Source organism: Agrobacterium sp. S7/73, from assembly GCF_019355535.1.
GTDB lineage: Bacteria > Pseudomonadota > Alphaproteobacteria > Rhizobiales > Rhizobiaceae > Agrobacterium > Agrobacterium tumefaciens.
Map to the genome: position 1 here is coordinate 1725091 of NZ_CP072136.1, position 14213 is coordinate 1739303.

General features: G+C 59.3%; 13 protein-coding genes. 11 read left to right on the top strand and 2 right to left on the bottom strand.

Annotated features, from left to right (window positions below):
* Positions 1 to 129: 129 nt before the first annotated feature.
* The 5 genes from rplM to J5276_RS08530 all read left to right on the top strand — a co-directional run bounded on the left by rplM (position 130) and on the right by J5276_RS08530 (position 4009).
* A complete protein-coding gene (rplM, locus tag J5276_RS08510) occupies positions 130 to 594 on the top strand; it encodes a 50S ribosomal protein L13 (RefSeq protein ID WP_038490710.1) in 465 nt (154 codons plus the stop codon).
* Between the two features lie 2 nt (positions 595 to 596).
* Positions 597 to 1064, top strand: coding sequence for a 30S ribosomal protein S9 (gene rpsI, locus J5276_RS08515; RefSeq protein WP_003512631.1), 468 nt, complete (start codon positions 597 to 599; stop codon positions 1062 to 1064).
* 131 nt (positions 1065 to 1195) lie between these two features.
* The gene (gene speB / locus J5276_RS08520; protein WP_111799011.1) at positions 1196 to 2149 is read left to right on the top strand and encodes an agmatinase; all 954 of its coding nucleotides are present in this window, start codon (positions 1196 to 1198) and stop codon (positions 2147 to 2149) included.
* 71 nt (positions 2150 to 2220) lie between these two features.
* The gene (gene argC / locus J5276_RS08525) at positions 2221 to 3153 is read left to right on the top strand and encodes an N-acetyl-gamma-glutamyl-phosphate reductase (protein ID WP_019565461.1); all 933 of its coding nucleotides are present in this window, start codon (positions 2221 to 2223) and stop codon (positions 3151 to 3153) included.
* Between the two features lie 10 nt (positions 3154 to 3163).
* Positions 3164 to 4009, top strand: a complete 846-nt coding sequence (locus J5276_RS08530) for an aminoglycoside phosphotransferase family protein (RefSeq protein WP_019565460.1) — start codon at positions 3164 to 3166, stop codon at positions 4007 to 4009.
* 6 nt (positions 4010 to 4015) lie between these two features.
* Here J5276_RS08530 and J5276_RS08535 read toward each other — a convergent pair whose 3' ends face one another.
* Positions 4016 to 5134 (bottom strand): COX15/CtaA family protein, encoded by a 1119-nt coding sequence (locus J5276_RS08535; RefSeq protein WP_003512619.1) that lies wholly within the window; start codon positions 5132 to 5134, stop codon positions 4016 to 4018.
* Between the two features lie 227 nt (positions 5135 to 5361).
* On the opposite strand from J5276_RS08535, the gene J5276_RS08540 reads away from it, so the two are divergent.
* Positions 5362 to 5574: a DUF2842 domain-containing protein gene (locus tag J5276_RS08540; protein ID WP_003512618.1), complete on the top strand. Its 213-nt coding sequence runs from the start codon at positions 5362 to 5364 to the stop codon at positions 5572 to 5574.
* Between the two features lie 98 nt (positions 5575 to 5672).
* Entirely contained in the window at positions 5673 to 6905 is a 1233-nt protein-coding gene (gene uppA / locus J5276_RS08545; protein WP_003512617.1) for a polysaccharide biosynthesis GNAT family N-acetyltransferase UppA, read from the top strand.
* A 21-nt stretch (positions 6906 to 6926) separates the two neighbouring features.
* Here the strand turns inward: uppA and uppB are convergent, their stop codons facing one another.
* On the bottom strand, positions 6927 to 9191 hold the full coding sequence (gene uppB / locus J5276_RS08550; RefSeq protein WP_112154939.1) for a polysaccharide biosynthesis protein UppB: 2265 nt from the start codon (positions 9189 to 9191) through the stop codon (positions 6927 to 6929).
* A gap of 209 nt (positions 9192 to 9400) precedes the next feature.
* Between uppB and uppC the strand changes: the two genes are divergently transcribed.
* The 4 genes from uppC (at position 9401) to uppF (ending at position 14146) form a co-directional block, all read left to right on the top strand.
* A complete protein-coding gene (gene uppC / locus J5276_RS08555; RefSeq protein WP_003512614.1) occupies positions 9401 to 9973 on the top strand; it encodes a polysaccharide export protein UppC in 573 nt (190 codons plus the stop codon).
* 17 nt (positions 9974 to 9990) lie between these two features.
* Positions 9991 to 11133 (top strand): polysaccharide biosynthesis type 4 glycosyltransferase UppD, encoded by a 1143-nt coding sequence (uppD, locus tag J5276_RS08560; protein WP_112154940.1) that lies wholly within the window; start codon positions 9991 to 9993, stop codon positions 11131 to 11133.
* Between the two features lie 221 nt (positions 11134 to 11354).
* Positions 11355 to 12908, top strand: coding sequence for a polysaccharide biosynthesis glycosyltransferase UppE (gene uppE, locus J5276_RS08565; protein ID WP_112154941.1), 1554 nt, complete (start codon positions 11355 to 11357; stop codon positions 12906 to 12908).
* Complete coding sequence (gene uppF, locus J5276_RS08570; protein WP_065661100.1) at positions 12905 to 14146, top strand: polysaccharide biosynthesis O-antigen ligase family protein UppF; 1242 nt, start codon at positions 12905 to 12907, stop codon at positions 14144 to 14146. Before uppE ends, uppF begins: the two co-directional genes overlap by 4 nt.
* Positions 14147 to 14213: the final 67 nt, after the last annotated feature.

A 14213-nucleotide genomic window follows, 5' to 3' on the forward strand; every position in this document is an offset into this window, starting at 1 on the left:
CGCCAGATCGGATTCCAAAGGGAATATGGTCATTTGCGGTCGCCTTTGGGTGACCAAACCAAGCAACAAGAAACGCCCGTATGCTCTTACTTAAAGAGGATGACGGGTCCACGTTAGAAAGTGAAATCCATGTCTACTTTCGTTCAGAAGCCTGCTGAGGTGGAGAAGAAGTGGGTCATCATCGACGCCGAAGGCCTCGTTGTTGGTCGCCTCGCCACCATCATTGCAACCCGCCTGCGCGGCAAGCACAAGGCCACCTACACCCCCCACGTCGATGATGGCGACAACGTCATCGTCATCAACGCGGAAAAGATTGCCTTCACCGGCAACAAGTACTCCGACAAGAAGTACTACTGGCACACCGGTCACCCGGGTGGCATCAAGGAGCGTACGGCTCGCCAGATCATCGAAGGTCGCTTCCCGGAGCGCGTCGTTGAAAAGGCCGTCGAGCGCATGATCCCGCGCGGCCCGCTCGGCCGTCGTCAGATGAAGAACCTGCGCGTTTACGCCGGCTCGAACCACCCGCACGAAGCACAGCAGCCCGTCGTTCTCGACGTAGCCGTGCTCAACAAGAAGAACGTAAGGAGCGCCTGATAATGGCCGATCTTTCCTCTCTGAAAGACCTCGCCCCTGCATCGGAAGCTTCTGCTCCCGTGCACGTCCGCAAGGTTGACACTCTCGGCCGCTCCTACGCGACCGGCAAGCGCAAGAACGCCGTTGCCCGCGTATGGGTAAAGCCGGGTTCTGGCAAGATCATCATCAACGGCCGCGATTTCACCACGTATTTCGCACGTCCGGTTCTGCAGATGATCCTTCAGCAGCCGATCGTTGCCGTTGCACGCACGGGCCAGTTCGACATCATCGCTACCGTTGCCGGTGGTGGTCTGTCCGGTCAGGCCGGTGCCGTTCGTCACGGTCTGTCCAAGGCCCTCACCTACTTCGAACCGGGCCTGCGCGCCGTTCTGAAGAAGGGTGGCTTCCTGACCCGCGACAGCCGCGTTGTCGAACGTAAGAAGTACGGTAAGGCCAAGGCCCGCCGTTCGTTCCAGTTCTCCAAGCGCTAATCGCTTCCCGGAACCGTTCGTTCAAAACTTCGAAAAGGCGGGGCTTCGGCTCCGCCTTTTTTCATTGCCATCCTCCTTGTTTTTTCGGCGAGAAGACAGCACCCTCAGCGCAAACCGCAATGGGGTGATCAATGCCATCAAAAACCATCGACCATGCCTTCACCGCAGCAACGCTGACATCGGCTGCGACCGACCCGACCCATGCGGGCGTCCTCTCCTTCATGCGGCGCAAATATACCAAGATCCTCAAGGGCGTATCGACGGCCGTCTGGGGTGTCCCCTTCGATGCGGCGACATCCAACAGGCCGGGTGCACGCTTCGGGCCGCAGGCGATCCGCCGCGCCTCCGCGATTTTCGATAACGACCCGCAATATCCCTTCGCCCGCGATCTTTTCGCCCATATGCCGACCATCGATTATGGCGACTGCCTGCTCGACTACGGCAATCACTGGAAAACGCCTGATACAATCGAAAAGGAAGCGCGCAAGATCATCTCCAAGACGGATTATCTGCTGACGCTTGGCGGCGACCATTTCATCACCTGGCCGCTGCTGAAGGCGCATGTGGCAAAGCACGGCCCGCTGGCGCTGGTGCATTTTGATGCGCATCAGGATACCTGGTTCGACGACGGCAAACGCATTGACCATGGTTCCTTCGTGGCCCGTGCCGTGCGCGATGGTCTGATCGATGCCGATCGTTCCATCCAGATCGGCATTCGCACCCATGCGCCTGAGGATTTCGGCATCCGCATTCTCCACGGTTACGAGGTGGAGGAGATGCGGGCGAACGATATCGCCTCGCTGATCATCAAGCACACGGCAGGCATGCCCACTTATCTGACCTTCGATATCGATTGCCTCGATCCAGCCTTTGCGCCCGGAACCGGTACGCCTGTGGCCGGTGGGCCGACAAGCGCCAAGATATTGTCCGTCCTTCGCGGACTCGGCCAGCTCGATATTCGCGGCTCCGATGTGGTGGAGGTCGCGCCCGCTTACGACCATGCTGATATCACTGCCATTGCCGGAGCGACCGTTGCAATGTATATGCTTGGCCTGCGCGCCGAACGGCTGGCGAAGGCCGGCTGAACCGACGCCCGGGCGCTTAGCAAACTGAATCCGATTACACTCGCAACCCTCTGAAAAGTCAGGACAAGGACATGACAGCGAAGATCTTCATCGATGGCGAACACGGCACAACGGGTCTGCAGATCCGCACGCGCCTTGCTGGTCGCCGCGATATCGAGTTGCTGTCCATTCCCGAAGCCGAGCGCCGCAACGCCGCTATCCGCGAGGACATGCTCAACAACGCCGACATTTCGATTCTCTGCCTGCCGGATGATGCTTCCAGAGAAGCTGTCACCATGGTGGCAGGCAACAACAATGTCCGCATCATCGACACCTCGACCGCCTATCGTATTCACAAGGACTGGGCTTACGGTTTTGCCGAAATGGACAAGGAACAGGGCGAAAAGGTTCGTTCCGCCCGCTTCGTCGCCAATCCGGGCTGCTACCCGACCGGCGCGATCGGCCTTCTGCGTCCGCTGCGCGCCGCCGGCATTCTGCCCGATGGGTATCCCGTCAGTGTCAACGCCGTGTCCGGATATACCGGCGGCGGCAAGCAGATGATCGCGCAGATGGAAGATCAGAGCAGGGACGATGCGATCAGTGCCAACAACTTCCTCTATGGCCTGACGCTTGCACACAAGCACGTGCCGGAAATGACCATTCACGGCCAGCTGGACCGCGCGCCGCTGTTTGCACCCTCCGTCGGGCGCTTCCCGCAGGGCATGATCGTGCAGGTTCCGCTGTTTGCCGCCGACCTCAAGGACGGCGCGACCATCGAGACCGTGCATGCCGCGCTCACCGCCCATTATGCCGGACAGGACATCGTCAGCGTCGTTCCACTTGCCGAAAGCAAGGGGCTGTCCCGCATCGATGCCGAGGAACTGGCGGGCAAGGACACGATGAAGCTGTTCGTCTTCGGCACGCCGGGCGGCGAACACATCAATCTCGTCGCGCTGCTCGACAATCTCGGCAAGGGCGCATCGGGTGCGGCTGTCCAGAACATGGAGCTGATGCTCTCGGCATGAGGCTTTTTGCGTGAGCCGAGCTATCCCCTTTTTTCCGGCCTCGTGGAATATCGAGGCCGCAAAACAGATTGCCGATACGCCGGCCGGGGTGGTTTACGAAGTCAGACTTGGCAATGGTTCCCTTGCCATCGCCAAGGTACTTAAACACAAGGTTCTGAAAGACAGCCTTCGCGGGGCGGATTTCATCGAATGGCGGGCAGGTGTCGGCTGCGTGAAGCTGCTCGATCGCTCCGACGACATATTGCTCATGGAACATGCCGGCAATGAGACATTGCGCGACGTGCTTTTTCGCGACGGCGACGATGATGCCACGACCGCAATCGCCGCCGATGTTCTCCTTCACTATCACCAGCCTTCAACGCAGACGCCACCAGCAAGCCTGCTGACGCTGCCGCAATATTTCGAAAGTCTGTTCCGTAAAGCCGAGCACGATCGCAGCGAAGGCACCGACAGCCCCTACATCGAAGCCGCTTCGCTTGCCGAGGAGCTTATCGGGCACCAAAGCAATATTCGACCGCTGCACGGCGATCTGCATCACGAAAACATCATGCGCAGTTCGCGTGGCTGGATCATCATCGACCCGGCAGGCCTGATCGGCGATGCAGCACTCGACGTCGCCAACATGTTCTCCAATCCGCTCGACCGCTTCGATCTGACACGCAGCGAGGCACGCATCGCCTCCATGGCGTCGACTTTTGCGAAAGCGCTCAAACGGAACGAACGGGTGCTTCTGCAATATGCGTTCGCCTACGGCTGCCTTTCGGCGGCATGGCACGAGGAAGATGGCAACACGCGCGAACGCGACGACGAACTGGCCGTCGCGACAACCATCAAGTCTGTCCTGAAGCAATTTTAATGGTTTTCAGTCCCTGATCTCAACCGCGACAGGTGCCGGGTATTCGCCGAGGAAGCCTCGCCAATGGGCGACTGCAAAACCAAGCACCAGCAGCGCCATGCCCTGATGGGCGAGCGCCACATGAATGTCCACATGCATCAGAAGCGTGGTGATGCCGAGCGCCGCCTGAATGGAGATCAACACGAAGAACAGTACGGCGCGGCGGGCATGCGGCGTGCCGGGCAAGGCGCGAGCCAAGGACACCATATGCCACAGCGTGGCGGCAAACAGCGTATAGGCGCCGAGGCGGTGGACGAACTGCACCGTCTTCGGGTTTTCGAACAAGTTGATCCACCAGGGCTGTTGCAGGAAAAGATCGCCGGGCACCAGGGAGCCGTCCATCAGCGGCCACGTGTTGTAGGACAGGCCGGCATTCAGCCCCGCCACCAGCGCGCCGAGATAAATCTGGAACAGACAGAGGAAGGTCAGCAGCGCGGCAAAACGGCGGCCGGTCGTTTCATTGGCAGCATCTGGCGAATGGTGCGACAGGCCGCGCAATATCCACATGCAGCCCGCAAAGATGAGGCACGCGATCGTCAGATGCGTTGCCAGGCGATATTGCGAGACATCTGTACGGTTGACGAGGCCGGAAGACACCATCCACCAGCCGACGAAGCCCTGAAAGCCGCCAAGCCCCAGAAGGCCGATGAGCGGCAGGCGCAAGCGCCTTTCGATGCGGCCGGTCAGCCAGAAGAAGGCGAGCGGCAGGGCGAAGATGAGACCGATGGCGCGGGCAAGCAGTCGATGCGCCCACTCCCACCAGAAGATCGTCTTGAACTCATCGAGCGACATGCCCCGGTTGATTTCCTGATATTGGGGAATACGCTTGTAGAGCTGGAATTCCTCTTCCCATTCGGCAACGGAAAGCGGCGGAATGGCGCCGTGGATGGGCTTCCATTCGGTAATTGACAGGCCAGACTCGGTCAGCCGCGTGGCGCCGCCGACAAGCACGAGACAGAACAGAGTGAAGAGGACGACGCGCAGCCAGATGCGCAGCAGGCGGCGATCCTTCTCCTGTTTCTGCAGGGCAGCCTCCACCACCATTTCCGCAGAACCATTTGCCATCGTCATGCCGCTCGAATGCATCTTTGAGGTCTCCATCATACAGTCATGTTGATTAGCCCCAACCGGCACAACAAAACAAGGCCTCAGGGTTTGCGGCATCCGGTCGCGGCGGTATAGTTTCGCCAGACACTAGATCGTCCTGTCTCTGCTTCGAATCACCAATACGATCTAGATTTTTTGTTTTACGCATGTCTTTTCCCCAAAACCGATGACACTTTTGGGATACATGCTCGGTTACGGAAGATTTCATGCACCCTCGCCTCAGATCGCTCATCGGCACCATCGTCATCATCTGCCTCGTCGTCATCTACGCCGTAGCGGCGACAGCCATCGCGTCGGCGACGCTGGCGCAATCTCCATGGTGGGTGCATCTTGCCTACTTCGTGCTGAGTGGGCTTTTGTGGATACTGCCCGCCATGCTGGTCATCAAATGGATGGCCGGCTCCAAAAAACAGGAATAGGCACCTGCCTTCTACGGGACATCCAGAGGTCGCAATTTTATAAACCTCTTGTTTGCCGCTCAACGATATAGTCTCACCGAAACAACCGGAGAGCGTGGATGGCGGCTGAAGCGCCGGTCATAGTCAGCGAGGGTGAAGGACCAGCCGCCGTGCAAAACGAGCGGCGGGGCGCCGATCGCCTGGCTATCGATCTCGTCGACGATGCCTCCACTATCCGCGCCGACTGGGAACAGCTGGAGAGCGACCCGCTCAATTCGCTGCATCAGGGTTACGGCTGGTGCTCCATCTGGGGGCAAACGCAGGACAGACCCCTCCTCATCATTCGCGGCAGGCAAAGCGGCAAGACCGTGTTCCTGCTGCCGCTCGAAATCGTTCTGGAAGGCGGCATCCGCAAAGCACGTTTTCCCGGCGGCCGTTTCAACAATATCAATACCGGGCTTTTCGACCGGTCCTTCGCCGAAGCAGCCAGCCACAAAACGGCGGCAGCCATTGCCCGCGAAGCGCGAAAGCTGCTGCGTGGCCAGGCGGATATTCTGGCCCTGCAGAACATACCGCTGATCTGGCGTGGCAGGACCAACCCGCTCTCGCATCTGGCATCCGTCGAAAACCAGAACCCGGCCTTCCAGATTCCCTTACTGGCAAATTTTGAGAGCACGCTTCGGCAGATCAACGCCAAGAGGCGCCGGAAGAAATTCCGCATCCAGAGCCGGAGAGCCGAGGAAATGGGTGGTTACAGCCATGTGATCGCCCGTTCGCCACGGGAAAAGTGCGAATTATTGCAGACGTTTTTCCGACAGAAGGCAGCCCGGTTCGCATCGCAGGGCATTCCGGATGTTTTTCGCGATCAATCGGTAAAAGACTTTTTCTATGACCTCGCAAATTTTCCGGAGATCGGCACAGACAGTCTTCTGGAACTCCACGCCATTCGTCTGCATGGTCAAAATGAAGGTTTCATCGCTGCCATATCCGGCCTTTCGCGCAAGCAGGATCACATCATCTGCCAGTTCGGTTCTATCGATGAGACCTTCGCGGAAATCAGCCCCGGTGAGCTGCTGTTCTGGCTGATGATCGAACGGGCTTGCAGTGAAAATGCGGCGATCTTCGATTTCGGCGTCGGTGACCAGCCCTACAAACGCAGCTGGTGTCCGCTTTTCACCGTGCAGCATGATATTTTCCTGCCGGTGACGTTGAAGGGCCGCGCGGCGGCCTCTGCCTATGTTGCCATTGCCCGGACAAAGAGCCTGATCAAATCCAATCCGGCACTCTATGCGTTCATTCAGCGTTTCCGCGCCGGTCGGCCGAGCATGGACGCAACGCCCGCTGCCGACTGACCGGTTATCGGCCACAGCATCTCAGGCGGCGCTCAGACGGTCCGGTTTGCGCATGCCGGTCATCGGCAATGCCTGCTCGTAGCCGTGGGCAACCAGTTCTCCGAGGGTCTTTTCCAGCAATTCGCTATCATTACCGGGAACGGACACGACGATTTCCGCCGGCAGATTGCGCAGCATTTTCTCAAGGCTCGATATCTGAACCGCGCCGCACTCCACGAGAACCGTGTCATAGGCGTCGGAAAGCGCGCTGAGGATCATCGTCAGCCGGTCGATGGCGCGCATGGCCTCACGCGGCTGCGCATTGCCGCGCGGCACGATATGGGCATCGGAAAGCCGGTCGCCGTGAATGGTTTCGCCAAAGGCGGCGGCACCCGCCAAAAGGTCCATGACGCCCGGCAGTCCGGTCTCAGGCGCCATCAGGCGCGTCGGACAGGCCGATGCCGTCATATCGACGAGAACGACCGAACGGCCCATTTCGGACAGGGCGCGCGCCAGCATGACGGTGGTGGTCGAACCACTGTCGCCAGCTGGAGACACGACCGCTGCGACGGATTTCGCAAGACGGGTGGCGAGGAAAGACGCGACGGAGTCGATCGAGAAATTGTCGGCATTGTCGATCTCTTCTTCCGCAGCGTCCACTTTCGCAGCCGCAGCGTCTGCAACCGGCAGGGCCGATTTGGCAGCAACGGCTGCGACCGGTATCTGCGCTTCCTGTTCGACAATGGACTGGCGGGCAGCGGCAGGCATGGAACGAACCGCAGGCGTCGCATCCTCTTCACGTGCGGGAAGCGGTTGCTCCGGCGTATCCGGTGTCTCATCCGTGTCAGCACGCGCTCTCGCGGGCGGTGGTGGATCGGACAGCGGCGGGACATGGGTCTTGCCAACCGGCTTCAACGCCCGCCCGGTGAACAGTTCCACGAGCATGACGACGATGCAGGAGAGAAGGAAGGCCGCCAGCGTGACGACGATGGTGATGGCGCCGGTCTTCGGGAAATAGGGTTCGCGCGGCTCCACTGCAGTTGAAATCACGCGGGCATCGGCGGGCGTGGATTCGGCTGAACCGGCGCGCGACGTCGCCTCGCGGTAACGGGCGAGATAGGTTTCAAGAAGCTGGCGCTGAGCCGAAGCCTCGCGCTCCAGGTCGTTGAGGCCAACCTGCTGCTCACCGGCGCGTACACTTTCCGTTTTCAGCACGTTCAACTGCTGAACCAGTTGCCGCTCCCGCAGGCGGGACACATTGGCCTCGTTTTCGAGACTTGCGAGCACCTTGCGGGTCTCTTCCTGAATCTGCCGCTGTATGCCGTCAATTTGGCTGCGCAGCGCCTTGATACGCGGATGGCCTTCCAGCAGCGAGGAAGACAGATCGGAAATCTGGCTGCGCATGGCAGCCTCGCTTTCCTTCAGTCTCTGGATCATCGGCGAGGCGACGACGTCGGGGAAAGTATCCAGCGGGCGGCCGCTCGAAAGCGCGTTGCGCACGCCTTCTGCCCGCGCCTCCGCATTCGCCCGCTCGCCGCGGATACGGCCAAGTTCGGTCGAGATATCACTGAGTTGCCGGGTGGCGAGCGTTTCGCCCTGCCCTGCCGACAGAATATCGGACGAGGCGCGGTAATCCGCGACCTTCCTGTCCGCATCGCGAACCTTCTCACGCAGACTGGCGATTTCCGGCTCCAGCCAGCGTGCCGCCTCCGTGCTTGTGTCCAGTTTCGCGCCGCTCTGCAGCGCGATATAGGCCTTCATCATCGCGTTGGGGACTGCTGCCGCAAGCATGGGGTCCTCGGACGAGAACTCGACCGTGATGACGCGCGAGCTTTCGACCTGGTAGACCTGCAACCTCTCCTGGAACGCTTTCAGTATCCGTTCCTCTGGCGGCACCTGCTGCGGATCTTTCTTGACGCCGACAGCAACCAGCAGCTTCGAGACGAGAGAAGGACGCGCCGCCGGGTCAAGCTCCTGCCGCTCATAAAGCTTCATATCTTTCGCGACCTGCTTGATGAGGTCAACCGATTGCAGGATCTGCACCTGGCTGGAGATGGTCAACTCATCGAGCACGGGTTCGGCGGGCGCATTCGACTGCTGCGACGCACCGAAGGAGGCCGCGCGCGATTCGATGAGGACGCGCGCCTCGCCCTTGTACGCGGGCGACATCATGCTTGCGACAACGAAGGCGGCGCCCCCGGCAAGCAGGGTGATCGCCGCTATCCTGCCCTTGCGCTGCCATATGGCAGCGACGAGCCGCGCGAGATCGATATCCACATCTCTGTCATCAATGCGATCGCCGTTCATACGGGCTCCGTAACCGAGATACACCTCGGGCGCTCAAATATAGAGGCCAATTTTCGCGAAGTTTAAGTCTTTCCGGTAACACAACAGTTAATTGTGACGAAGCTGACGAAATAAAGCCGATATTACCATCCTTGCGACTGGCTGTTTACCGCCCATTAACCCTAACAGAACGATAAGAATGCTCATAGTTCGACTCGGAGCCAGATGAGATGCCGCTCGCCGGATCACGACATGTCACCGCACTGACGCTTGCCGTTCTAACGGCCCTTTCCGGTTGCGCGGCATATCAACCTGCGCCCAAGGCGTTTCACGAGGGCGCCCTGCAGCCCTATCATGTCGATAGCGGTGACAGGCTGCGCATCAACGTGTTCGAACAGACCGGGCTGACAAATACCTATACGGTCGATCAGGCTGGTTATGTCGCCTTCCCGCTTGTCGGTCAGGTTCCCGCCCGAGGCAAGACGCTGCCGCAACTCGAAGCCGCCATTGCCGCCAAGTTGCGTCAGGGTTATCTGCGCGATCCCGACGTCACGATCGAGATCGATCGTTATCGCCCCGTCTTCATCATGGGCGAAGTCGGCCGTCCCGGCCAATATTCCTACGTGCCGGGCATGACGGCGCAGAACGCCATCGCCATCGCCGGCGGCTTCACGCCACGCGCCAATCAGGCCGATGTCGATATCACCCGCAAGATCAATACCGAGGTGATGACCGGCCGGATCGGGATCACCGCACCAATTCTTGCGGGCGATACGGTCTATGTGCGTGAACGCTTCTTCTGAAAAACGGAGCGGCTGACATGGCGGATGACGGTCCTCCCCTGCGCATCATTCACTGTTTCCGCTCTCCCGTCGGTGGCGTGTTCCGCCATGTCCGCGACCTGATCGAAGAACACGTCAAGCAGGGCCACAAGGTCGGCATCGTCTGTGATAGTTCGACCGGCGGCGCGCATGAGGAACGGCTTTTCGCGCAGATCGCCCCGATGCTGGAGCTAGGGTTGACCCGCCTGCCGATCAAGCGGTCGATAAGCCCCGGCGACCTGTGGGCGCTCGTTAAGTCCTACAACCATATCAAAAGTTTGCGGCCGGATATTTTGCATGGGCACAGCGCCAAGGGTGGCGCTCTGGCCCGGCTGATCGGCTCACTGTTGCGGGTGAACAAGTATCGCGTAGCCCGCCTCTATTCGCCGCACGGCGGCAGCCTGCATTACGATCGCAAAAGCCTTAAAGGGCAGCTGTTCCTGCGTATCGAGCGGTTTCAGGAGCATTTCACGGACGCCCTGTGTTTCGTTTGCAATTTCGAACAGGAAACCTACGAAACCAAGGTCGGCAAACCACGCACCCGCACGGCGATGATCTATAACGGCGTGCAGGAAAGCGAGTTTGAAACCGTGCCCGCCCGCGAAGGGGCAGCGCGCTTTCTCTATATCGGCATGCTGCGTGACCTGAAGGGCCCCGACATCTTCATCAAGGCATTCGCCAAGATGGAACGCAGCATCGGCCAGCCCATGTCCGGCGTCATTGTGGGCGATGGGCCGGACAGGGACAAATATGCTGATATGATCGTCAAGACCGGACTTTCGCAGCGCATTTCCATGCACGCCGCCATGCCCGCCAGACAGGCATTCGCGCTGGCGACCACGGTGGTGGTTCCCTCACGCGCCGAGGCGATGCCTTACATCGTGCTGGAAGCGCTTGCTGCGGGGAAAACCGTCATCGCCTCGCATGTTGGAGGCATAGCTGAGGTTCTGGGAGAAGACAGCGAGGCGCTCGTTCCGGCTGGAGACGCCGATGCGCTGGCAAAGATAATGGTCAAGGCTGCCGAGAGCCCGGACTGGGGGAAACGAGTGATGCCCCGCCCCGACAGCTTCAAGGCGAAATTTTCAACGCCTGTCATGGCCGACGACATGATGAAGCTCTATCGTCACCTGCTTTCGCTCTAGAAACATTTCAAAAACACGATTTTTAATTGTATATTCCGTCGTCCTGTAGAAACTCATCATAAACGTTTCTTAGCATGTTTCGGCTAGTTTCCTGCTCGTAGAGCGCACGTATCCGCACGGATGCCAAAACTGTGCTCTACCACTTTGAAGTTGCGCATCGTTCCCTTCGAAAATCGATTCCGGTTTTCGGGCCGATGGGCTGGAGGGTGCGGACCAAAGCAATGACCAAGGCTGACAAGGGAAGACTTGAATTCGATCTGGCGACGTTGCGCCAGCAAATCTCCGAGCGCGATGCGGGTGAGCCTTCCGTATCGGAAAGCGTTGTTCTCAATCCGCTTGCACGGCAGATCGCCAACCAGCTTCGCGCCGGCAACCATTCGCCAAACATGGTCATCGGCCAATTGCGTCTTCTCGAATTTTCGATGCTTGCGATCATCGCGGCCATCGTCAACGCCATCGCTGCGCGGCAGGGGCTTGAAACCTTTCTTGCGGTTTTCGGCATTGGGGTGCTGGGCGCGGCGGTTTGCGTGTTTCTTTTGCAGGCCGGCGACTGTTACCAGTTGCCGACGCTGCGCGCGCCGCTGAAAATGTTTGCCCGCATTCAGGGCGCCGTCTGCCTGTCCTTCGTCACCGTCGCCGGCATCCTTCTCCTGTTTTTGCCAGAAGCGCTGCATTCCTGGCAGACTTTTGCCATCTGGTACGCCACCGGCGCAATCGCCATTTTCACCGGACGGCTGATCCTCGGCTTCGCCATTCGCCACTGGGGCCGCAACGGCGTGATGGAGCGTCGCGCCGTGATCGTCGGCGGCGGCGATGCTGCCAAGGACCTCATCCGCTCGCTCGAACAGCAAACGGACAATGATATCCGCATCTGCGGCATTTTCGACGACCGGAAAAGCGAGCGTTCGCCCGATGTGGTTGCCGGCTACCCCAAGCTCGGCACCTTCGCGGAACTGGTGGAATTCGCCCGCCTGACGAAGCTCGACATGCTGATCATCGCCCTGCCGCTCAGTGCCGAGGCGCGTATCCTCCAGCTCCTGCGCAAGCTTTGGGTGCTACCCGTCGATATCCGTATCGCGGCCCACGCCAACAAATTGCGTTTCCGCCCCCGCGCCTATTCCCATGTCGGCGCAGTGCCTATGCTCGACGTGTTCGACAAGCCGATACGCGACTGGGATTCGGTCGGGAAACGGGTGTTCGACATCGTCTTCAGCATTATCGGCATCGTTCTGTTGTGGCCGGTGATGCTGGGCGCGGCGATTGCTGTCAAGACGACATCCAAAGGCCCGGTGTTCTTCAAGCAGAAGCGTCATGGCTTCAACAATGAAACGATCAATGTCTGGAAGTTCCGTTCCATGTATACGGAACTCAGCGACCCCACGGCGAAAAAGGCCGTCACGAAAAACGATCCGCGTGTCACGCCGGTCGGGCGGTTCCTGCGAAAATCCTCGATGGACGAGCTGCCACAGCTTTTCAACGTTCTTTACGGCGATCTTTCACTGGTCGGGCCGCGCCCGCACGCCGTGCACGCCCAGACGGGCGACCTGAAATATACCGAGGTGGTGGAGCATTATTTCGCCCGGCACAAGGTCAAGCCCGGTGTTACCGGCTGGGCGCAGATCAATGGCTGGCGTGGTGAGATCGACCACGGCGACAAGATCAAGTTCCGCACCGAATACGATCTCTATTATATCGAGAACTGGTCGCTGCTTCTCGATCTCAAGATCCTGTTCCTGACGCCGATCCGGCTGCTCAAATCGGAAAATGCCTATTGACCCACACCGGTTACCAGCACGCACCGGATTTTGACGCACCGCTTGCCGCCATGCGGCTGGTCGGCGCGTTCTTCATTGCCTTCGGCGTCTTTCTTTCCGGCTTCGTGATTTCCGAACCGGCGCCCTATGAGCTGATGATGGTGGGGCAAGTGGCCATCTGGTTCCTGCTGGGCTTGCGCCTTTCGCGCACCGTCGTCCTGCTTTTGTGCCTGCTGCTTGCCTTCAATGTCGGCGGTTATCTTTCGCTCACCACCATGGCCAATCTCGACGAGGGGCCGCTTTATCTCGCCGTATCGACCTTTCTGGCGCTGACCTCGGTTTTTTATGCTGCCATCATCGAGGACAAGCACCAGCGGCTGCTGCTGATTTTCCGGGCCTGGCTCGCTGCAGCGCTGATTACCTCCCTGCTCGGCATCATCGGATATTTTCACGCCATTCCCGGTTTCGAGGTCTTTACCCTTTACGATCGCGCCAAGGGCGCCTTTCAGGACCCGAACGTCTTCGGCCCCTTCCTGGTGACGCCGTCGCTGTACCTGATTTACGGCCTGCTCTCCGGCAAGGCGATGCATGCGCCATGGCGGATTCTCGGCCTGCTCATTCTGTCTCTTGCCGTGTTCCTGTCGTTTTCACGCGCCGCATGGGGCCTTTTCCTGTTTTCGGCCGTGCTTCTGGTTTTCGTCATGCTGCTGAAAGAGCGCACGGCGGCATTCCGGCTGAAAATCCTCGTTCTGTTTCTCGTCGCCGTGGCATTGATGGTGGCAGCCGTCATCATCGCCCTGCAATTCAAGCAGGTCGCAGACCTGTTCTCCAGCCGCGCCTCGGCGGTGCAATCCTATGATGGCGGCCATCTCGGGCGTTTTGCCCGCCACTATCTCGGTTTCCTGATGGCGATGGAACATCCGCTCGGCATCGGCCCCATGGTGTTCGACGACATCTTTCCCGCCGCGGAACATAATATCTGGCTGAAGAGCCTGACCACGCATGGCTGGTTCGGCTTCGTCATCTATCTCACGCTGATCTGCTGGACCATTGCCGCCTGCTTCAAACTGCTGCTGCGCCAGCGGCCCTGGCAGCCGTTTCTCATCATTTCCTGGGTAACCTTTGTCGGGCATGTGATGATCGGCAACGTCATTGACACCGACCACTGGCGGCATTTCTTCCTGCTGCTCGGCATATTGTGGGGATGCATGGCTCTGGAAAAGCGCGAAAGCCTGCGCCAAAGCAGAAGTGCCACATAAAGTCCTTACCCTTACGGAACCTTACATTATTTCATGCGTTTAGCCCGCGATCATGATTGTCAAACGG

Excerpts from the sequence above, each read along its gene's own strand:
- rplM (WP_038490710.1), top strand. The coding sequence starts at position 130 with ATGTCTACTTTCGTTCAGAAGCCTGCTGAGGTGGAGAAGAAGTGGGTC.
- rpsI (WP_003512631.1), top strand. The coding sequence starts at position 597 with ATGGCCGATCTTTCCTCTCTGAAAGACCTCGCCCCTGCATCGGAAGCT.
- speB (WP_111799011.1), top strand. The coding sequence starts at position 1,196 with ATGCCATCAAAAACCATCGACCATGCCTTCACCGCAGCAACGCTGACA.
- argC (WP_019565461.1), top strand. The coding sequence starts at position 2,221 with ATGACAGCGAAGATCTTCATCGATGGCGAACACGGCACAACGGGTCTG.
- J5276_RS08535 (WP_003512619.1), bottom strand. The coding sequence starts at position 5,134 with ATGCATTCGAGCGGCATGACGATGGCAAATGGTTCTGCGGAAATGGTG.
- J5276_RS08540 (WP_003512618.1), top strand. The coding sequence starts at position 5,362 with ATGCACCCTCGCCTCAGATCGCTCATCGGCACCATCGTCATCATCTGC.
- uppA (WP_003512617.1), top strand. The coding sequence starts at position 5,673 with ATGGCGGCTGAAGCGCCGGTCATAGTCAGCGAGGGTGAAGGACCAGCC.
- uppB (WP_112154939.1), bottom strand. The coding sequence starts at position 9,191 with ATGAACGGCGATCGCATTGATGACAGAGATGTGGATATCGATCTCGCG.
- uppC (WP_003512614.1), top strand. The coding sequence starts at position 9,401 with ATGCCGCTCGCCGGATCACGACATGTCACCGCACTGACGCTTGCCGTT.
- uppD (WP_112154940.1), top strand. The coding sequence starts at position 9,991 with ATGGCGGATGACGGTCCTCCCCTGCGCATCATTCACTGTTTCCGCTCT.
- uppE (WP_112154941.1), top strand. The coding sequence starts at position 11,355 with ATGACCAAGGCTGACAAGGGAAGACTTGAATTCGATCTGGCGACGTTG.